Origin of the sequence: uncultured Granulicatella sp. (assembly GCF_963516875.1) — a bacterium.
GTDB lineage: Bacteria > Bacillota > Bacilli > Lactobacillales > Aerococcaceae > Granulicatella.
On the sequence record NZ_CAUQCL010000020.1, the window covers coordinates 1 to 20456 of the forward strand.

General features: G+C 30.9%; 17 protein-coding genes and 1 pseudogene. 16 read left to right on the plus strand and 2 right to left on the minus strand.

Going from position 1 to position 20456, the window contains the following annotated elements:
* The coding region (locus RWM24_RS07245; RefSeq protein WP_314112946.1) for a transposase family protein at positions 1-268 on the minus strand (268 nt) is incomplete at its 3' end.
* 265 nt (positions 269-533) lie between these two features.
* On the opposite strand from RWM24_RS07245, the gene RWM24_RS07250 reads away from it, so the two are divergent.
* From RWM24_RS07250 to RWM24_RS07320, 15 genes are all read left to right on the plus strand, one after another.
* Positions 534-1577 carry an LLM class flavin-dependent oxidoreductase gene (locus RWM24_RS07250; protein WP_314112948.1) on the plus strand — a complete coding sequence of 348 codons (1044 nt, stop codon included), beginning with the start codon at positions 534-536 and terminating at the stop codon, positions 1575-1577.
* Between the two features lie 132 nt (positions 1578-1709).
* A complete protein-coding gene (locus RWM24_RS07255; RefSeq protein ID WP_314112950.1) occupies positions 1710-2309 on the plus strand; it encodes an ECF transporter S component in 600 nt (199 codons plus the stop codon).
* Positions 2302-3510: a bifunctional phosphopantothenoylcysteine decarboxylase/phosphopantothenate--cysteine ligase CoaBC gene (gene coaBC / locus RWM24_RS07260; protein WP_314112952.1), complete on the plus strand. Its 1209-nt coding sequence runs from the start codon at positions 2302-2304 to the stop codon at positions 3508-3510. The genes RWM24_RS07255 and coaBC overlap by 8 nt, the downstream gene beginning before the upstream one ends.
* A gap of 223 nt (positions 3511-3733) precedes the next feature.
* The gene (locus tag RWM24_RS07265) at positions 3734-4426 is read left to right on the plus strand and encodes a sugar transferase (RefSeq protein ID WP_314112954.1); all 693 of its coding nucleotides are present in this window, start codon (positions 3734-3736) and stop codon (positions 4424-4426) included.
* 27 nt (positions 4427-4453) lie between these two features.
* A complete protein-coding gene (locus tag RWM24_RS07270; protein ID WP_314112956.1) occupies positions 4454-5668 on the plus strand; it encodes a DegT/DnrJ/EryC1/StrS family aminotransferase in 1215 nt (404 codons plus the stop codon).
* A gap of 23 nt (positions 5669-5691) precedes the next feature.
* Positions 5692-7497 (plus strand): nucleoside-diphosphate sugar epimerase/dehydratase, encoded by a 1806-nt coding sequence (locus tag RWM24_RS07275; protein WP_314112958.1) that lies wholly within the window; start codon positions 5692-5694, stop codon positions 7495-7497.
* Positions 7498-7558: 61 nt separating this feature from the next.
* Positions 7559-8572, plus strand: coding sequence for a glycosyltransferase family 2 protein (locus RWM24_RS07280; protein WP_314112959.1), 1014 nt, complete (start codon positions 7559-7561; stop codon positions 8570-8572).
* An 89-nt stretch (positions 8573-8661) separates the two neighbouring features.
* Positions 8662-9984, plus strand: coding sequence for an LCP family protein (locus RWM24_RS07285; protein ID WP_314112961.1), 1323 nt, complete (start codon positions 8662-8664; stop codon positions 9982-9984).
* A gap of 26 nt (positions 9985-10010) precedes the next feature.
* Complete coding sequence (locus tag RWM24_RS07290; RefSeq protein WP_314112963.1) at positions 10011-11051, plus strand: LCP family protein; 1041 nt, start codon at positions 10011-10013, stop codon at positions 11049-11051.
* A gap of 15 nt (positions 11052-11066) precedes the next feature.
* Positions 11067-11774 (plus strand): 2-C-methyl-D-erythritol 4-phosphate cytidylyltransferase, encoded by a 708-nt coding sequence (locus tag RWM24_RS07295; protein ID WP_314112965.1) that lies wholly within the window; start codon positions 11067-11069, stop codon positions 11772-11774.
* Entirely contained in the window at positions 11775-12803 is a 1029-nt protein-coding gene (locus RWM24_RS07300) for an alcohol dehydrogenase catalytic domain-containing protein (RefSeq protein ID WP_314112967.1), read from the plus strand.
* Positions 12804-12818: 15 nt separating this feature from the next.
* Positions 12819-13652, plus strand: a complete 834-nt coding sequence (locus RWM24_RS07305) for a phosphorylcholine transferase LicD (protein WP_314112969.1) — start codon at positions 12819-12821, stop codon at positions 13650-13652.
* On the plus strand, positions 13642-14766 hold the full coding sequence (locus RWM24_RS07310) for a glycosyltransferase (protein ID WP_314112971.1): 1125 nt from the start codon (positions 13642-13644) through the stop codon (positions 14764-14766). Before RWM24_RS07305 ends, RWM24_RS07310 begins: the two co-directional genes overlap by 11 nt.
* 4 nt (positions 14767-14770) lie before the next feature.
* Positions 14771-16246, plus strand: a complete 1476-nt coding sequence (locus tag RWM24_RS07315) for an O-antigen polysaccharide polymerase Wzy family protein (protein WP_314112973.1) — start codon at positions 14771-14773, stop codon at positions 16244-16246.
* On the plus strand, positions 16239-17273 hold the full coding sequence (locus tag RWM24_RS07320) for a prephenate dehydratase (RefSeq protein WP_314112975.1): 1035 nt from the start codon (positions 16239-16241) through the stop codon (positions 17271-17273). The genes RWM24_RS07315 and RWM24_RS07320 overlap by 8 nt, the downstream gene beginning before the upstream one ends.
* A 45-nt stretch (positions 17274-17318) precedes the next feature.
* Here the strand turns inward: RWM24_RS07320 and RWM24_RS08365 are convergent.
* Positions 17319-18784: pseudogene (locus tag RWM24_RS08365) on the minus strand (M protein trans-acting positive regulator PRD domain-containing protein).
* A gap of 400 nt (positions 18785-19184) precedes the next feature.
* Between RWM24_RS08365 and RWM24_RS07335 the strand changes: the two are divergent.
* Positions 19185-20456 carry an ABC transporter permease gene (locus RWM24_RS07335; RefSeq protein WP_314112979.1) on the plus strand — a complete coding sequence of 424 codons (1272 nt, stop codon included), beginning with the start codon at positions 19185-19187 and terminating at the stop codon, positions 20454-20456.

Here is a 20456-nt window from a genome sequence, read left to right on the forward strand (position 1 = left end):
GACAATCTTTACAGATGAATCGTTGTACCTTCAAATCTAAAATAGTTTTATTCCCGTATAGGTGTGGAATTCTAATTTTATGTTCCATAGGAGAATGTTTAATCACATTTTCGCTAGAACAATATAGACAAGAAGTACAAGTACTTGTCCAAGTTCCATTAATTTTATAAACTATTTCATTATTTTTTGTCACAATTTCTAACCAATTTTCATCCGTAATAAAATTTTCTTCTGTTAATCCTAGTAATTTTCGTATACAATAGTCCATGAGAGAAATCCTCCTTTGATTGGTTTTGGTCGACTTAATCATAACTCGGATTTCTCTTTTTTGCATGTAAAAAATCCTGTCGGTGATTTCTCACCAACAGGATTTGTCGAACAACCCTTTTTTGTTGTGAAAGATAGGTTCTTTGTCAAATAGAGCTGATGAAACAATTTTAGTGAAGAAATTAAGCAGCATTAGGTTGCTTAATTCCTTTTTAATTGTTAAAGTGAATAAGAAATAAAAAATAATAGAAAATATGAGGAGTATCATGATTGAATTAGGAATTAGTACATTTGGAGAAACAACAGAAATTGAAGGGACAGGAATTGCTCCTACACATGATGAACGCATTCGTGAATTAGTAGAAGAAATGAAATTAGCTGATGAAGTAGGCTTAAATATTTATGCAATTGGTGAGCATCATCGAAAAGATTTTGCAGTTTCTGCACCAGAAATTATATTAGCGGCAGGAGCAGCAGTTACTAAAAATATTCGACTAAGTTCTGCGGTAACTGTATTGTCATCTGCTGATCCGATACGAGTCTATCAACAATATGCAACCATTGATGCCATTTCAAATGGACGAAGTGAAATCATGGTAGGACGTGGTTCGTTTACAGAATCATTCCCGCTGTTTGGTTATAGTTTATCTAACTATGAAGAACTATTTGATGAAAAATTAGCAATGCTTGAGAATATTAAAAAACATGAAATATTAGAGTGGAAAGGGGAATTTACTCAAACAGTTAATAAAAAAGGAGTATATCCACGTGCTGTCCAAGAAGATTTTCCAATATGGGTAGCGACTGGTGGAAATGCAGAATCTACAGTGAAAATTGCGCAAAAAGGATTGCCGATTGCATATGCTATTATTGGTGGAAAGTATGAAAATTTTAAGGGATTAATTGAGTATTATAGAAAAATAGGAATCGCGTCTGGACATTCGAAAAAACAATTAAAAGTTGCATCGCATTCTTGGGGATTTATTGCTGAAACAGATGAAGAAGCGATTCAAAAATATTTCCATCCTACGAAACAAGTCGTTGATGCGATTTCAAAAGATCGTCCATTTTGGCAACCATTATCATTTGAGCAATATTTATCAAGTGTAAGCCCAGAAGGTGCAATGCTTGTTGGTAGCCCAGAAACCGTAGCAAATAAATTGATTAAAATGATAGAAGTGTTGGGATTAGACCGTTTTATGTTACATTTACCATTAGGGTCTATGCAGCATGAAGATATTTTGAAATCTATTGAATTATTTGGAAGAGAGGTAGCTCCAAGAGTTAGAGAATATTTTAAAAATAAATAGAAACATATACTTCATCTTAATGTTTAAGTGATGAAGGGGATTAAAGAATAGCTGTTTATTATTTATTTTGTCGTTGCATGTCAGTTTTTCAAAGAGTATAATGAGAGAAAATGTGTAAATAGGGGTGTTCAAATGAAAAAAAATCAAATATTTAGGTTAGTCTTTACAGCTATTTTAATTGCTATTATTATTTTACAAAGTTTTGTTCCATTTTTAGGGAATTTACCTTTGTTAGTGATTGATATTACGATTATTCATATTACTGTAATTATTGGAGCATGCCTAATGGGGTGGCAAACGGGACTATTATTAGGAACAGTTTGGGGTGTGTGTTCATTTATTCGAGCATTTACTTCAGGAAGTGCTATTAGTTTATTAGTCTTTACGAATCCTTTAATTGCAATTGTGCCACGAGCATTAGTTGGCTTACTTTCTGGATTACTATTTGTTGCTTTACAAAAAATTATTTCATCTAGTCATTTGAGAATGAGTATTGTTGGTGCTTTTGGTAGCTTATTAAATACAACTTTAGTATTATCGTTGATTTATTTCTTAGTTGGAAATCAATATGCTGAAAAATTACAAAAAACTCTTGGTGAATTACCAGTATTTTTAATGACTATTGTTGGAACAAATGGTGTTCCGGAAGCTATTGCCTCTGCTATTATTGTACCAGTTGTAGGTGGAGTTCTTTTAAAATTAATGGAAAAACGGAGAATGAAGAATGCTTAATCAAAAGAAAGTAGCTGTGTATGTTACAGGAGGAATTGCAGCATATAAAGCTCTTTTATTTGTAAGATTATTAATAAAAGAAGGTGCACAAGTAAAAGTTGCAATGACTCAATCAGCTTGTCAATTTGTTTCACCTTTAACATTTCAAGTTTTAACAAAAGAAAAAGTAATGGTGGATACATTTGACGAAAATGATCCATCTGTTGTTCAACATATTCATTTTGCAGACTGGACGGAATTGGCAATTGTCATTCCAGCTACAGCTAATACTATTGCTAAGATAGCTCATGGAATAGCAGATAATTTTGTAACAAGTGCATTCCTTGCTACAACTGCTCCTAAAGTAATCGTTCCTGCTATGAATGAACATATGTGGGAAAATCCGGCTACTCTAAGAAATTGTGTTCAATTACAAAAAGATGATGTTATTATGATAGAACCATCAGAGGGATTTTTAGCAGAAGGATATTCAGGAAAAGGAAGATTACCCGAACCTGAGGAAGTTCTTCAACAAATAAAAGAATTGAATTTATTTGAGGAAGAAGACAAGTTACTATTTGGAAAAAAAGTATTAATTACAGCTGGTGGAACAAAAGAAAGAATTGATCCAGTTCGTTATATTTCGAATGATTCTTCTGGGAAAATGGGTTATGCCTTAGCAGAAGATGCTGTCAAAAAAGGAGCAGAAGTTATTTTAATTTCTACAACAACTGCTTTACCTGTTCCTAATGGATTGAAAATGGAGTATGTGGAATCTGCTCGAGAAATGCAAGAAAAAGTGTTGAATTATTTTTCATCAGTAGACATTGCCATTATGGTAGCTGCTGTATCGGATTATCGAGTAAAAGAACCAGCAACTCAAAAAATGAAAAAAACAGATGATGAAGATGAAATTACTTTAACTCTAGTCAAAAATCCAGATATTTTAAAACAATTAGGAAGTTTGAAAAAAGAAGGACAAACAGTTATCGGATTTGCAGCAGAAACGCATCAAGTAATAGAATTTGCAAAACAAAAATTAGTAAAGAAAAATGCAGACTTTATTATTGCCAATGATGTTTCAGATCAAAGTATTGGATTTGGTTCGGATCTGCATCAAGTGACAATCCTTTCAAAAAATGGGGAAGAAATTTTATTGCCAAAAGTTTCTAAACATTTATTAGCAAAAGAAATTTGGAATCATTTAGTTCCTAATTTATAAATTTGAATAAAATAGACTTTTCAAATGTAGTAACGAAGTTGTAAGGGCTACTTTGAGAAGTCTTTTTTGAATGCTTAAAAAGAATAAGTTAGAAGTTTGGGTATATTTATAAGAAAAACTCAGAAAACTTTCCTTGTTTTATTAAAAAACTATGCGAAAGCTATTCCAGTGGTGGAATTTGTGCTATAATGATGAAGGTTTATTAGGCATGAGAGGAGTAGATATGAGAACAGAACATCAAATGCCAGAGTTTATGAAAAATCATTATACTTTAGAAGCAATAAAGGTATTACAACAGAAAAAAGGAACGTTGATTTTTAAGCGTCTTTTTGATATCTGTTTGTCGTTAATTCTTTTAGTACTATTGTCGCCAGTATTTTTAGTTTTAGCAATTTGTATTAAGCTAGAAGATGGTGGACCAATCTTTTATCGACAGCAAAGAATTACAACATATGGAAGAGTCTTTAGAATTTTTAAATTCCGTACAATGGTACTGAATGCTGATAAAATGGGGCCACTTGTGACTCAAGATAATGATTCAAGAATTACTAAAATTGGTAAGAAAATTAGAGATTTTAGATTGGATGAAATAGCACAGTTAATCAATGTTTTGATTGGAGATATGACATTTGTAGGTACTCGTCCAGAAGTACAAAAATATGTAGATGCCTATTCTGATGAAATGATGGTTACGTTATTATTACCAGCAGGAATCACTTCAAAATCAAGTATTGAGTTTAGAAATGAAGCGGATAAAATTTCTAAATGGATGGAACAAGGATTAACAGCGGATGAAGCTTATATTCAAAAAATTCTTCCAGAAAAAATGAAATATAATATTGATTACATTTCAGAATTAAGTATTGCTCAAGATATAAAAGTAATGCTACAAACTGTATTTGCTGTTTTAAGATAGTAAATAAACATTCGGAGGTTAAAAGACATGATTAGAAATATACCATTTTCACCACCAGATATTAGCAATCGAGAAATTGAGTTAGTAACAGAAGTGCTTAAATCGGGTTGGATTACAACAGGACCAAAGACAAAAGAATTTGAAAGAAAATTAGCAGAATATTTAGGAACTGGAAAAACGGTTTGTTTAAATTCAGCAACTGCTGCTTTAGAACTAACATTAAGAGTATTAGGAATCGGTGAAGGAGATGAAGTCATCGTTCCTGCCTATACGTATACTGCTTCTTGTAGCGTAATCGAACATGTTGGAGCAACACCAGTCTTAGTGGATATTCAAGAAAACCATTATGAAATGAATTATGATTTATTAGAACAAGCGATTACTCCAGCAACTAAAGTGATTATTCCAGTTGAATTAGGTGGAGTTCCTTGTGATTATACTCGTATTTTTGAAGTAGTAGAGAAGAAAAAAGACTTATTCTCTGCCAATAATGCACTGCAAGCTCATTTTAATCGAATCATTGTAGTTTCAGATTCAGCTCATGCAATGGGAACTACGATTAATGGCTTATCAGTTGCTCAAGTGGCTGACTTTGCTTCTTATTCATTCCATGCTGTTAAGAATTTAACGACTGCTGAAGGTGGCTGTATTACTTGGAATCCTAAAAATGGTTTAGACGATGAAGAAATTTATCGTGCATTCCAAATTTATTCTTTACATGGACAAACAAAAGATGCCTTAGCGAAGACAAAACCAGGTTCATGGGAATATGATATTGAAATTCCAGGATATAAATGCAATATGGCAGATATTATGGCGGCCGTTGGATTAGCTCAATTAGAGCGTTATGAAGGAATTTTAAATCGTAGAAAAGAAATCGTAAATCAATTAGATGAAGGGTTAAAATCTGATGTGATTCAAGTTTTACCACATCAAACAGATCATTATGAATCTTCAAGACATTTATATATTACTAGAGTAAATGGCGCTTCTTACGAACAAAGAGGACAAATTATTGAAAAAATGGCAGAACGTGGTATTTCATGTAATGTTCACTATAAGCCATTACCATTATTGACAGCCTATAAAAACTTAGGATTTGATATTAAAGATTATCCTCAAGCTTATCGTTATTTCGAAAATGAAGTGACATTACCATTACATACTTTACTAACGGATGAAGATATTCAATATATTGTGCAAAACTATAAAGAAGTTGTTCAAGAAGTATTAGAAGCATAGTGATGGAATAAGGAGAAGTGTAGATGAATAATCGATTAAAAATATTATTATTATTTGTATTAGACTCGATCATCGTGCTAGGTTCTGTATTTTTAAGTTTTAGACTTGTAACAGAAGGGTTAATTCGTAATATCCATGCATTAACAGTTACTGCATTATTATCATTAATAGCTTATTATGTATTTTCATATTTTCTAAATTTATATTGGAGAGATTGGGAATATGCCAGTGTATATGAAGTAATTACGGTAGTAAAATGTGTCAGTGCTGCAGTCATTGTTTCAACCATTGCAGGAATTGTTTGGTTTAAAACATTAGTAACTTGGCAATTTGTAGTAGTCTTATGGCTATTACTTGTCTGCGCAGTAGGTGGCGTTCGTCTTTCAATGCGTATTTTTAGAGAGTACTTTGTAGATAGTGTTGTCATGGAAAATGCAAAACCAACTTTAATTGTTGGGGCAGGAGCAGCAGGAACTTTATTAGTACGCCAAATGTTAATGCATCCAAAAATGAGAATGATGCCAGTAGCCTTTGTCGATGATGATCCAGAAAAACAAAGAAAAGATATTTATGGCGTTCGTATTTTAGGAACAACAAAAGATATCGAAAAAATTGTTCAACAAATGGGAATTGCAAAAGTTGTTATTGCAATGCCTTCGTTACCAAATAAAAAATTAAACGAAGTATATGATGTTGCTCGTAAAACTGGAGCAGAATGTGTGATTCTTCCAAATATTGATGAAGTAATGTCTGGAAACTTACATGTACAACAATTAAGAAATGTTGAAATTGAAGATTTACTTGGACGTGATCCCGTTGAATTGGATCAAACATTAATTGAAAAACAATTACGCGGGAAACGAATTTTAGTAACTGGAGCGGGTGGCTCAATTGGTTCTGAAATTTGTCGACAAGTTTCTTCATTCCGTCCAAAAGAATTAATCATTTTAGGACATGGAGAAAATAGTATTTATCAATTAAACATGGAATTACTTGGAAAATATGCTGAACATTTTAGAATTACGCCTGTCATTGCAGATGTTCAAGATAGAAAACGTATTTTTGAAGTAATGGAAAAATATCGTCCAGATGTTGTGTACCATGCTGCAGCACATAAACATGTACCTCTAATGGAGATTAATCCAAGAGAAGCAGTAAAAAATAATATTTTAGGAACTAGAAATGTTGCTGAAGCTGCTAATCATGCAAAAGTAAAAACTTTTGTAATGATTTCAACGGATAAAGCTGTTAACCCACCGAATATTATGGGAGCAACAAAACGCCTATGTGAAATGATTGTTCAAGATATGGCAACGAAGAGTGATTCAACGAAATATGTAGCTGTACGTTTTGGGAATGTATTAGGATCAAGAGGTTCTGTGATTCCATTATTTAAGAAACAAATTGCTAAAGGTGGACCAATTACAGTAACTCACCCAGATATCGTTCGTTACTTTATGACGATTCCAGAAGCAGCACAATTAGTCATTCAGGCTGGTTCTCTAGCACGTGGAGGAGAAATTTTCGTATTAGATATGGGCAAACCAGTTCGTATTGTTGATTTAGCGAAAAATCTAATCCGTTTATCAGGTTACAGTGAAGATGATATTGAAATTAAATTTACTGGTTTACGACCTGGTGAAAAAATGTATGAAGAGTTATTGAATGAGGGAGAAATTAATCCAAAACAAATTTTCCCTAAAATTCATATCGGAATTGCAGACAATTCAAAAATTGATCGTGTATATGACTTTATTGAAAAATTTGAAGATTATTCAGAACAAGAATTACATGATGAATTGATTGATATTGCGAATAAAAAGAAATAAAATAGAGAAGGCTGGACAATGCTCCAGCCTTCTTTTCATAAACACAGATTAAGGAGAAATTATGTTAGTTTCAGTATCAATTAGCGCTTATAACGAAGAAAATTATTTACCAGCAATTTTTGAAAGTTTAATCCATCAAACTTACCCTCATAAACAAATTGAAATTGTTTTAATTAATGCGATGTCAACAGATCGTACAAGAAGTTTAATGAATGAATTTCAAGAAAAATATCAACATGAATTTTATGCAATTAAGATTTTTGACAATCCTAAAAAGACATTGAATACAGGATTGAATTTAGGCTTTAAACATTCCGATGGAGAGTGTTATTTAAAAATTGATGCACATTCCCATATTCCAGAAAACTTTATTGAAAGAAATGTAGCAGTTATCCAAACGGGAGAACGAGTTTGTGGTGGAAGAAGACCAACAATTGTTGAAACGGATGATGAATTAGCAAAAACATTACACATCGTTGAAGAATCTGCATTAGGAAGTAGCATTGCTAATTATCGAAAAGGTGATGAAAGTCGTTATGTCAATTCTGTCTTCCAAGGAATGTATCATAAAGATGTTATAGATAAAGTTGGATATTTTGACGAAAAGTTAGTTCGTACAGAAGATAATGAGTTTCATTATCGTATCCGTAAAAATGGATTTAAGATTTGGTATGATACTTCTATTGAGTCTTTCCAATATATTCGTCCAACTTACTCAAAAATGTTAAACCAAAAATACGGGAATGGTTATTGGATTGGATTAACAAGTCATGTATGTCGTGAATGTTTATCTTTATTTCATTTTGTACCTGGGATTTTTGTGAGTACATTATTAGCATCGATTTTAGTTGTGGGAATTTCAACATTACCACTCTTATTATTAGTTAGTGTATATTTATTAGCGATTATTGGATTGTCGCTATTTGAAATTACGACACATCCTTTCCATCTCACTCGTTTATTGATTCCATTAATGATGATTTCTATCCATCTTTCATACGGAATTGGAACGTTAAGAGGATGGATTGAAGGGTTTTGGTGGAAAAAAAGCTATTTTTCAAATTTTGAGGAATAAATTTATTAAAAAGTAGTAAATCTCTTCTCATGAAATAGCGGAATTATGGTATAATGAATTGATTGTAGATAAAAGAGAGGTTGAAAAATTTGAGTAGATTAGAAAATCATGTTCGTAACAAAATTTTGAAAAATAAAAGAAGAAAATGGGCAATATTTTTTGTTGTTCTAGCTGCTACATTTATTACACTTGCTGGAGTTTATATTCGTGCGAGACTAGCTAAAGTAGAAAATGTCATTCACCAAGAAGTTGAAACGGTCAATCTTCGTGAAAAAGAAATAAAAGATAATGATAGTTTTTCAGTATTATTATTAGGAATTGATAATGGGGCATATGGACGTGGTACTGAAGTAGGTCGTAGTGATACGATGTTAGTCGTAACTGTAAATGAAAAATTAGGAAAGACAACCATTGTAAGTATTCCTCGTGATTCTTATACAGAAATTATCGGTTATGGAACAAATGATAAAATTAACCATGCTTATGCATTTGGACAAGAAAAAATGTCAATTAATAGTGTACAAAATATGTTAAATCTTCCAATTGACTATTATGTAACAGTGGATATGGGTGGTTTAATGGGCTTAGTTGATGCAGTTGGTGGTTTAGATATTACACCAGTATTAACATTCACATATGAAGGAGAATCCTTTACTGAAGGAGAGGACCGACACGTTGATGGTGAAGCTGCCTTAAGATATGCCAGAATGCGATATGATGATCCAGAAGGAGATATGGGACGCCAAAAACGTCAACAATATGTGATTCAGAAATTACTGGAAAAACTATTAAATATTACTTCTGTAACTCGTTATGAAGAAATTTTAAAAACTTTAGAAAATTCTGTTCGTACGAATTTTACACTTGATAAATTATTATCGATAAAAAATAATTATCCAAAAGCTTTGAAAAATTTTGAAAGTGATAAAATTAGTGGATCTGGAACAATGATTGGCGGAGTTTACTATTTTGTTGTCCCTGAAGAAGAAAGATTACGTATCTCAAATGTTTTAAGAGAGTCTTTAGATTTATCAAAAGTTGAATCATTAAAACATATTGAAACAAATGAGACACAAATAGTACCAGATGTTGAAAAACATCAACCAGTTAGTCAACCATTTTATCAAGAAGAGGCTGCTGATGAGTATGTAGAGCCAGTGCAACCTGCTCCTGTAACACCAACTGTTCCAACAACACAACAGACTACAAGTGTTCAGAATACAACAACAATTCAAAAAACGGATGATAAAAAAGTTGAGACAACAACTAGTGCTCAAAAAGTTCAACCAACAACAGTAGCTCCGACTAAAGTTGAATCTTCAACGGTTGAAGTTGCACCAGCACCAACAAATACAACTATTGCACCAAAACCTGCTGCAGTAGAAAAATCTACATCAAATAATCAACCATAATAAATAATAGAATTTGAGGAAAGTAAATGGTAGAACATCATGATTTTGGTCTTCGATCCAAAAGAAGACAAAAGAAGAAAAAAGGAAAACTTTTATTTATATTTATTTTAATAACAGCATTATTAGTAGGCACTTCAATCGTATTTGCTGATAAATTAAATTTATTCCACCAAACAATTAGTACGATTACTCAAGATGTGGGGAATAGAACTGAAGAAGAAGCACAAGAAATTATTGAAAATGCCAAGCCAATTAATATTTTATTATTAGGGATTGATAATGGTGCATACGGTAGACCAACTGAAGATGGTAGAAGTGATACGATGTTATTATTAACATCGAATCCGACTGAGAAAAAAGCACAGTTATTAAGTATTCCACGTGACACTTATACAGAAATTGTTGGAATGAATTACTATGATAAAATTAATCATGCTTATGCATATGGACAAGCAAAAATGGCAATTAATTCTGTAGAAAAATTATTTGATACAAGCATTGATTTTTATATGGAAATTAATATGTCAGGATTAATGGAGTTTGTTGATGCAGTTGGTGGCATTGAAGTGACAAGTCCTTTAACTTTTACATATGAAGGGCGTTCATTTGAAGAAGGGAAAAAGGAATTATTAGATGGTGAAAGTGCTTTGCGCTTTGCTAGAATGCGTTATGATGATCCAGAAGGAGATTATGGTCGTCAAAAACGTCAAAGAATTGTTATTGAACAATTAGTGAAAAAAATGATGTCCTTTAATTCGATTACGAATTTTGAAAAAATTATGAATGCTGTTAGTAAAAATGTTAAAACGGATATTCCAATTGGAAAAATTATGGCATTGAAAAACACTTATGGACCTTCATTTGATCATTTGGAGCAAGCATTCATCGAAGAACGTTCATTATTATTAACGAATTCAATAGGAGAACAAATTTATTATTCCTATGCTACAGATGAAGAATTATTAGAAAAATCAAATTTAATTCGGGAATATTTAGGTCAAAAACCTGTTAAAACGTATCCATTATTACAACAAAGAGAAAACCTATTTTATTTAACTACACCATAGAAAGAAGGAAATCAAATGATTTACGCTGGAATACTTGCTGGTGGAACGGGAACTCGTATGGGAATTCAAGATATGCCTAAACAGTTTTTAACATTAGGTCAAAAACCAATTATTATGCATACTGTTGAAAAATTCTTATTTGTTCCTGAAATTGATATTATTTATGTAGCGGTTCATCCCAATTGGATGACTTATTTTGAAGATTTGCTTCAAAAATATGTTCCAACGCAAAAAGAAAAAATTCGTGTTGTTTCAGGTGGTAAAGATAGAAATGATAGTATTATGAATATTATTCATGATATTCAAGAAAAATCTGATGAAACGATAGATGATATTTTAATTACTCATGATGCGGTTCGTCCATTTGTATCTTATCGTATGATTCAAGAAAATATTGCTGCTATGAAAGAGTATGATGTAGCAGATACAGTCGTTCTTGCAAATGATACAATTGTTGAATCTGTCGATGGAAAAGTTATTTCTTCTATTCCAAATCGTACACATATGTATCAAGGACAAACACCACAAACTTTTAAAATTCGTGCATTTGTAGATATTTACGAATCAATGGAAGAAGAAGTAAAACAAATTTTAACAGATGCCTGTAAAGTGTTTGTATTAAATCATACACCTGTTGGACTAGTTCAAGGAGAATATTCAAATATTAAAATCACTACAGTAACGGATTTAAAAATTGCTGAAGCGATGTTGGGAGAGATCTAAGTGATTAATCGAGTTTATCAATTGATTCGTCCGCATTATTTTTCTGTGAAATATGAAGACGTTGAAATGGAGCAAGAAGATACAATAGTTGTTAGACCAAATTATATTGCACTATGCCATGCAGACCAACGTTATTTCCAAGGAACAAGACCACCGAAAATTTTGCAAAAAAAATTACCGATGGCATTAATTCATGAATGTTGTGGTATTGTTGTAAGTGACGCTTCAGGAACTTATAAACCTGGAGATAAAGTCGTTATGATTCCAAACCAACCTCCAAAAGAATTTGAAGAGGGAACAGAATTTTATGAAAACTATGTAACTGGTGGATATTTCCGTTCAAGTGGTCATGATGGATTTATGAGAGAATTTGTCACAATTCCTAAAAATCGTGTGGTTAAATATGAAACAATTCCATCAAAAGTAGCTGCAATTACAGAATTTGTATCTGTTGGGATTCATGGTATTACAAGAATGAAACAAGTAGCACATTCAAGAAGAGATCGTATTGTGGTTTGGGGATCAGGAAGTCTAGCCTATGTTGTTGCAACACTAGCAAAAGAAAAGTTCCCTGACTCAACGATTATTGTAGTTGGAAAAAATCATGATAAATTACGTTTATTCTCTTTTGCAGATGAAGTGTATGATGTGAGTGAAATTGAAGATGACTTCACGTTTGATCATGCTTTTGAATGCGTTGGTGGAACGGGAACACAAGAAGCTTATCGAGATATTATTAAACATATTAGACCTCAAGGTACAGTTGTTATGATGGGAGTAAGTGAGTTTGAAGTTCCATTAAATACACGAGATATATTAGAAAAAGGTTTAACTTGGGTGGGTAGTTCACGTTCAGGACGTGAAGATTTTGAAGGAGCCGTTGAAATGATGGAACGTCCTCAAGTACATTCAAGATTGAATTTAATTATTCATGAATCAAATAAAATTCAAGATATCCAAGACATTTATCATTTCTTCGAAGAAGATACTGTTACACCATTTAAGACAGTTGCGAAATGGGATATTTAATAATGAGGTGAAATCATGGAACCACTTCAAGCGAAGTGTTTAGAAATGGCAGAGTATTTCGTTCAATTTTGTAAGGAAAATGATTTACTATGCTACTTATGTGGTGGAGGAGCAATTGGGACTCTACGACATAAAGGATTTATTCCTTGGGATGATGACTTAGATTTCTTTATGCCAAGAAAAGATTATGAAAAATTAGCACAACTGTGGCCACAAAAGGCAGATAGTCGTTATCAATTATCAAAAAGTAATGAAAATTATATTGACCGTAATTTATTTATTACAATAAGAGATACACAAACGACATGTATCAAACCTTATCAACAAGATTTGGATATTCCACATGGATTAGCCTTAGATGTACTTCCATTGGATTATTATCCAACTAATGAGCTATCACGAAAAAAACAAGTGATAGCTGCTTTAGTCTATTCACTATTTTGTGCGCAAACTATTCCAGAAAAACATGGTGGAATTATGAAGTGGGGAAGTCAAGCTTTATTAGCACTTGTTCCATCTAAAAAATTGCGTTATAAAATTTGGAAAAAAGCTGAAGCTGAAATGACGAAATATACAAAAGAAGAAAGTGATGGCATTACTGAACTGTGTTCTGGTCCATACTATATGAAGAAGAAATATCCTATTTCTAGTTTCGAGGATGCATTGTGGCTTCCTTTTGAAGAAACGGAATTACCAATTCCGGTTGGGTATGATGCTTATTTAAAAACAGCTTTTGGAGATTATATGACACCTCCACCAGTAGAAAAACAAGTAGCTCATCATGATGCAGTACTCATTGATTTAGAAAAGAGCTATACGCATTATAAAGGTGAATATTATGGAAAATAAGAAAAAAGTCCTTTTCTTCTTATGGTCTTTCTCGTTAGGAGGAGGAGCTGAAAAAATTTTATCCACAATTGTATCCAATTTAGACTCAGAAAAATATCAGATTGATATTTTAGAGATGGAACATTTTGATAAAGGCTATGAAGCTGTTCCTAAAGGAGTTAACATATTAAAACCGTATAAGAAGAAAAGTTATGGACGAGTGTTAGATTCTATTTTATGGCGTTTAAGAATTTATTTTCCAACTTTAGTAAGAAATTGGCTCATTAAAGATGAGTATGATATTGAAGTTTCCTTTACCATTATGAATCCAGCATTCCCTTTTTCTAAAAGAAAAGAAGTGAAAAAAATTGCTTGGATACATGGAAGTATTGAAGCCTTTTTGAAAGAAGAACAAGCTCATTATCGTAACAATCACTTTGAACAATTAAGTCATGTAGATAAGATTATTGCCATTTCTAAAAAAACAAGGGAATCGATTGAAACAGTATATCCAATGTTTCAAAATAAAATTCAAACTATCTATAATGGCTATGATTTTTCCACTCTATTTGAAAAATCAGCAGAAATTGCTCCAGTTACATTAGAAAAAAATAGCATTTGTGTGATTGGACGTCTAGAAGAGTTAAAAGGAACGGATCGTGTATTAGAAGTCTTTAAAGAATTACAAACTGATATAAATGACGTTCATTTATACTATATTGGTAGTGGTGAACAAGAGAACTTCTTGAAAGAAGAAGTAGAACGTCTTCAATTACAGGATAAAGTTCATTTCTTAGGTTATCAGAAGAATCCTTATTCTATTTTAAAACAAGCGAAACTTTTATTATCTTTATCGAAGCAAGAAGGATTTTCAGGAGCAGTTGTAGAAGCAGTGACATTAGGAATTCCTTTTGTTTCCACAAATGTTGGTGGAGCCTTAGAATTATCGAATGATGGTCAATTTGGAGAAGTGATAGAGACAAATCAAGAAGCGATTGATTCTCTTAAAAAATATATTACTGGAGAAAGAAAGATTTCTGAGAATTATTCAGAATTTATCCAACAATTTACAATTGAAAAACAACTACAACAAATAGAGGAGTTATTTCAATCATCAAAAGAAGAAAGGAGTTAGATAGATGCCGGATTCTTTAAGAAAAATTCATGCAGTACTCACAACTTTCTGCTATGGTTTAGCAATTGCTTTTTATTTGGTTTATTTAAATAATAATCATTTAGAAACATTATTATATACTGTTGTGATGGTTTTTATTGCACATACATTATTTAGTTTTCATCATTTAAAATATCAATTAATTCATGTGTTGTTTTATATGACGATTTTTGTGTTTTTATTTTCAAGACCATTAATTGATTATTTAAGAACTGGAAGCTTTGAAACATATCAACAGGATGCCTATGTATTTACTTTTAATGTCATACTTGTCTCTTTAATAGGCTTGTGGCTTGGTGGAATCATTGGTGTTAGATATTTTACTCGTAAAAAGGAAAAGGCAGTCGATGAAAATTCCTATGCACGTTTGATTTTACAAGTTAGAAGAGTATCACTAACGGTTTTCTTATTTACATATCCTTTTTATGTATTAAGATTAGTCGAACGTTTAATTTTTAGATTACAGACAACCTATTATGGTTATTATGCAAATTTTACTAGTAAATTACCGTACTTTACTTATTTATTATCAGCATTTATGTTCTATGCATTATGTGTTTATCTAGCTACAAAACCTTCTAAAAAAGTATCGATATTTATGCTAGGTTTATATGTTGCAGCAAATATGATTCATTTAGTGATTGGAACGAGAAATCCATTCATTTTAAGTTTATTATTTGCCTTTGTATATTTCTTCATGCGTCATTACTCTGATAAAAAAGAAGTTTGGCTTGGACGTAGAGAAAAAATTGCTCTAGGAATAGGAACTCCAGTCTTAATGCTTGCCATGGGGGCGATGAACTATGTTCGTGATGGAGCAAAATTAAAATTCGACAGCATTTTTGCTTTATTAGTTGATTTTATTTATAAACAAGGAACTAGTTTTGGAGTTTTAGCCAGAGGTTACCTCTATCGTAGTAGTTTACCAATTCGAGAAATGAGAAACTTTACATTTGGACCTATTATCGATTATTTCTATCGTGGTAGTATTGGTATGAATGTATTAGGAACTAAAGCTTTTAAAGCAACAACGAATAGTATTGAATTAGCCTTAGAAAGTAATAGTTATGCTCATAATATTTCGTATCTTGTATTAAAACAACAATATTTAGATGGACATGGTATTGGAAGTAGTTACATGATGGAAATTTATACGGACTATGGTTTTATTGGATTAATGTTAGCAAGCTGTATTTTAGGATTTATTTTAATAGCTTTACTAAATTCAGCTTATCGTAAAAATCTACTTGGATTTACGGTCTCGTTATTAGTTCTTGGAAATTTATTCTTTATGGCGAGAAGTAGTTTCTCAGAAAGTTTCTTTAGTTTATTCACAATGCAATTTTGGACAGTCGTTATTGTGATTTTCTTAATGTCCTATTCAATGAAGAAACCAATTTATCATACAACATTAGCAAAGGATGGTTATATAAATGTTTGAAAATTATTCATTAGCTGATTTATTAGCTAATTTAAAGAAAAAGAAAAAGTGGAATGCTATTGCAGTATTCATTTTATTTATTTTAATGGCTGTACCGATGAGTTATAAAGCTATTACGTCAAAATCAGTTGTAAAAAATAATACAAGTTACTCAAGTTATATTATTTATAAAATTAATGCACCAGAAAAAGAATTTAAAACAGAAGCTAATATTAAGAATGATCAATTTAGTTTCTTTTATTCTAAACTAATTAGTTCTAATATGAATGGTGCATATTTATTTAATGATTCAACCGATCAAGAAGTTGCAACATTTGCAGGTGAAATCGCAAGTAATGCCACTCAATTAAGAAATTCAGATGTTGATTTCTGGGAAAAGAAAATCATTGTTACTTCATTAGGGGATTATACTGGAGTTTCTGTAAAAGCATTAACAACAAGTCCAACTTTAAATCAATTAATTGAGAAAAAAGTGGATGCATTAATGAATAATTATAAAGATATTTTTAAAGATGTAACAATTCAAAAATTAAATACAGTAAATTCTCAAGAAGTTGGTGGTAGTGAAACTACGATTTCAAACTTTAATATGAAACAATTAGTATTAAGAATGGTTATTGTCTTTGTCCTAGCAGGATTCATTGTTATTTTTATCAACTTTGTTTGGTATTTATTTAATCCAACTATGAACCGTGCAGGTGATTTCAAAAAATATGATATGCAACAAATTTTTGAAGTTGAAAATTCAGAAGTATTACGTCAATTAATTCGTTATAAAAAAGAAACTCATGGAGATTTTGCCGTTGTTACTTCAAGTAAAACTATCGCAAAACAATGGGAACAAAAAATTCAAGATGTAACAATTGAATATGTAGAAGCTTCTAATTTCGAAAGAATTTGTCAATTTGATGCTTACTTGTTTGTAGAAGAATTTGGTAAGACTCGCTATGTTGATTTTGAAAAGAAATTACAAGAATTACATAATTTTGATAAAACAATTCTTGGTGTAGCGGTATTTCCACTATAAATCATTTTAAGCCCTCATTGGAGTATTCTAATGAGGGCTTTTGTATTAAAGAATCTGATTTGATAGAGTATTTAAGTGATTCACTAACTCCATAATTGTAATATTATTATTACAAATAAATTGTTTCTTCAAACCTGGAATGTAAAAATTCGCAATAATGATATCATAATCAGTTTGGTTTAAAATTTCAGTTGTTGTTTCTAGTTCGCACCAATTTTCAAATATAAAACTTTTATTACAATAGTATCTTAAAATATCAATTAAAGTTATGGAATGGGCATGATCAAAATTACTAATAACTAAAACTTTTATTTGTGGTCGATTGTATAGTAATTGAGGTACAATTTCTTCCGAATGAGTAAAAAGAGTATAAACTAAATGTTTAATATGTTCACTTGTATGATTTCGATTCATATTTTTTAAATAGATTAAAATTTCCTCATTTAAAACTTTAAACACTTCTGGGAAATATTGTTCTAAATTATCGATGGTTTTTTCTTTCTGCCTGAATAGTAATGGATCAGTAAAAGTTTCCTGTCTTTCTAAGTGAACAGTATTATGCATATACCAAATTAATTCTTCAAAATTTTTAAATTGTATATGAATTCGACTAGTAATTCTCATTAACATATCGCTTAAGAGTTGATAAGAATTTTTACTATAATCATTTTTTTCTAACGTATTATAAAATTCATCTGGATTTAAAAAAATACTTTCTTGAATGAAATAAAAATTTGTGCTAAGTTTTCAGGCGTTAAATCTATATGAAGTTTTTCAGAGAAGTATGTAATTTTTTCTTTGAAATCTGGTAATTGCTCATAAATTGGATAAATTTTTTCCATAAAGTTATTTGGTAATAGAGCAAAGTGCTTTCCTTTCACTCGATAAATTCCAATTGCAATCATATATTTATACATTCGATAAGTTGCGAATCTCATCGGATAATTTGTGGGTTTATAAAAATAATTTGCAAACTCTATTAAAATATCTTCATCAATATCGAAAAAAGGCCAATCTAAAAAGTAGTATCTTTCAGAGAAATATTGAGCATAAAAATACCGTACATCAATTTCATTACCTATAACAGTTACAGGAGTTAATTGTATTGAAATTTGATAATGAGGATTAATTTCTTTAACAATTTTACTCACAATTCTATATAGATTTGCAGAAGTTGTGTAAAATGCAGTACTAACTTCTGAAATATTTTCACCTTCATGAAAAAAAATATATTCAAGTAGTGAGAAATTTTGTGAATTTATAAAAAAATAACGATAAATATCTTCAATACTCATTTCTTTTGAAAAATGTGCTTTTATACCATTTGTCGAAGAATGAATGGCTACTTGAGGAAAAATCTCTCTTAATTCAGCTAAATCTTGCTTTAAAATTCTTTCTGTGCATAAAAATTTCTCAGCTAGATTTTTTAAATGAATCCATTCGTGAGATGTCACTAAAAATTCCATTAATTCTAACTGTCTTTTTTCTTTTGATGATAATAAATTTTTCATAAATCCTCCCAGATATTTATGACTTATTAGCTGTAGAATACTATAAAAGAAAAAAATAATAAAGGGAAAAATGCTGAGAATACTATCTATATAATTGAAGATATGAAGATTATATATCTGTTGAATATAAGAAAATCATTTATCTGTATTGATTGTAAATGAATTTAATAATTATAATTTTTTTTAATGGACAACAACAACTAGATTAGCGGAATAAGTAAGTAGAATTGTTGAGTCAACAAACAATGGTGTAAAAGACGACGATATTTATATTGATGAAAAAAAGGAATTAAGTTCGAAAGATAACTTAATTCCCTTTTTTGTTTTCATTTCATATACATTTCATAAACGCTCTCTATAATAAATTACAGATAAGAAATGTGAGAGAGGAGTTATTCCTTTGATAATAAATGCAGTACTCTATATTTTAAGAAAGAAAAAGAAAAGTCTAATATTATTAATGATATTTAGCGTTATTCTATCTTGTATATTTGCTTGTATGAGGTTATTATCTACGACTTCCACAGTGCAACAACAATTAAAACAAACGACAACTTCTTCGTTTGAATTTAGAAAAAAAGATGGAACAAGTTTTTCATTTAAACAAGTGGAAGAGATAAAGAAAGTTGCAGATAATGAATCTTTAGAAAAACATTATCAAACCATTGCTAAATTAGAAAATCACTCAGTGGTAACTGGGGAAGAAAAAATTCAACGAGATAATATTGACGAAGAAATGAAAAATGTTGTTTCTCTCAATTCTAGTAGTCAAGTGAATCGAGAAAAACTATTCTCAAGTGGAGTTTTCTCATTGTTAAAGGGAAAAATAATAGAAGCAACGGATGTTCATAAAATCATGATTCATGAAGAATTAGCTTCTAAAAATCAATTGAATATTGGAGATACGATAACTCTTGATGTAATCCAACAAGAAACTGGTGAAAAGAAAAAAGTGAACTATAAAATTGTTGGAATTTTTTCTGGAAAAAAGCAAGAAACTTATACAGGATTAACTTCTGATTATAGTGAAAATACAGTGTTTACGGATTATCAATCCATTCATCAACTCTTTGCTAGTGAATTAGGGGAAGTTGTGACAGGATTAAATATCTATGCTTCATCAAGTGAAGAATTACTAAAAATGAAACAAGCAATAGAAGCTTTACCATTCAATTGGGAAGAGTTTGTAATCGAGGATCAAAAGCAAGATTTCGATGATATATTAGAAAGTATTACAGGTCTTCAAAGTATGGTTCAGTGGATGACAGTAGGGATATTAATTGCTGGAGCAGTTGTTTTATCTCTAATGCTAATGTTAAGTGTCCGAGAAAGAATTTATGAAATAGGTATTTTATTATCGATTGGAATTCATAAAGCTTGGATTATTGGAAAATTCTTTGTTGAATTATTTTTATTGACGATTCCAGCTATTCTTGTTTCGCTTGCATTAGGACCTATAATGGTTCATCAATTAATGAATGGATTTATATCGATGGAACAGGAACAATCTCCTTTAGGAAACTTTATTTCAAAAGGAGGACAACAGGCAGTAATGAGCGTGTTTAGTCAAAGTTATGCATTATTAGCAATAGTGATTGTATTCTCACTTGCTGTAACATTAGGAATCTTTTTAATGAAAAAACCAAAAGAAATATTATCAAAAATGAGTTAG

What these genes read in the sequence shown, in the direction of transcription:
- RWM24_RS07310 (WP_314112971.1), top strand. Translation starts at nt 13,642, where the DNA reads ATGGAAAATAAGAAAAAAGTCCTTTTCTTCTTATGGTCTTTCTCGTTA.
- RWM24_RS07275 (WP_314112958.1), top strand. Translation starts at nt 5,692, where the DNA reads ATGAATAATCGATTAAAAATATTATTATTATTTGTATTAGACTCGATC.
- coaBC (WP_314112952.1), top strand. Translation starts at nt 2,302, where the DNA reads ATGCTTAATCAAAAGAAAGTAGCTGTGTATGTTACAGGAGGAATTGCA.
- RWM24_RS07315 (WP_314112973.1), top strand. Translation starts at nt 14,771, where the DNA reads ATGCCGGATTCTTTAAGAAAAATTCATGCAGTACTCACAACTTTCTGC.
- RWM24_RS07320 (WP_314112975.1), top strand. Translation starts at nt 16,239, where the DNA reads ATGTTTGAAAATTATTCATTAGCTGATTTATTAGCTAATTTAAAGAAA.
- RWM24_RS07295 (WP_314112965.1), top strand. Translation starts at nt 11,067, where the DNA reads ATGATTTACGCTGGAATACTTGCTGGTGGAACGGGAACTCGTATGGGA.
- RWM24_RS07255 (WP_314112950.1), top strand. Translation starts at nt 1,710, where the DNA reads ATGAAAAAAAATCAAATATTTAGGTTAGTCTTTACAGCTATTTTAATT.
- RWM24_RS07270 (WP_314112956.1), top strand. Translation starts at nt 4,454, where the DNA reads ATGATTAGAAATATACCATTTTCACCACCAGATATTAGCAATCGAGAA.
- RWM24_RS07290 (WP_314112963.1), top strand. Translation starts at nt 10,011, where the DNA reads ATGGTAGAACATCATGATTTTGGTCTTCGATCCAAAAGAAGACAAAAG.
- RWM24_RS07250 (WP_314112948.1), top strand. Translation starts at nt 534, where the DNA reads ATGATTGAATTAGGAATTAGTACATTTGGAGAAACAACAGAAATTGAA.
- RWM24_RS07265 (WP_314112954.1), top strand. Translation starts at nt 3,734, where the DNA reads ATGAGAACAGAACATCAAATGCCAGAGTTTATGAAAAATCATTATACT.
- RWM24_RS07305 (WP_314112969.1), top strand. Translation starts at nt 12,819, where the DNA reads ATGGAACCACTTCAAGCGAAGTGTTTAGAAATGGCAGAGTATTTCGTT.
- RWM24_RS07280 (WP_314112959.1), top strand. Translation starts at nt 7,559, where the DNA reads ATGTTAGTTTCAGTATCAATTAGCGCTTATAACGAAGAAAATTATTTA.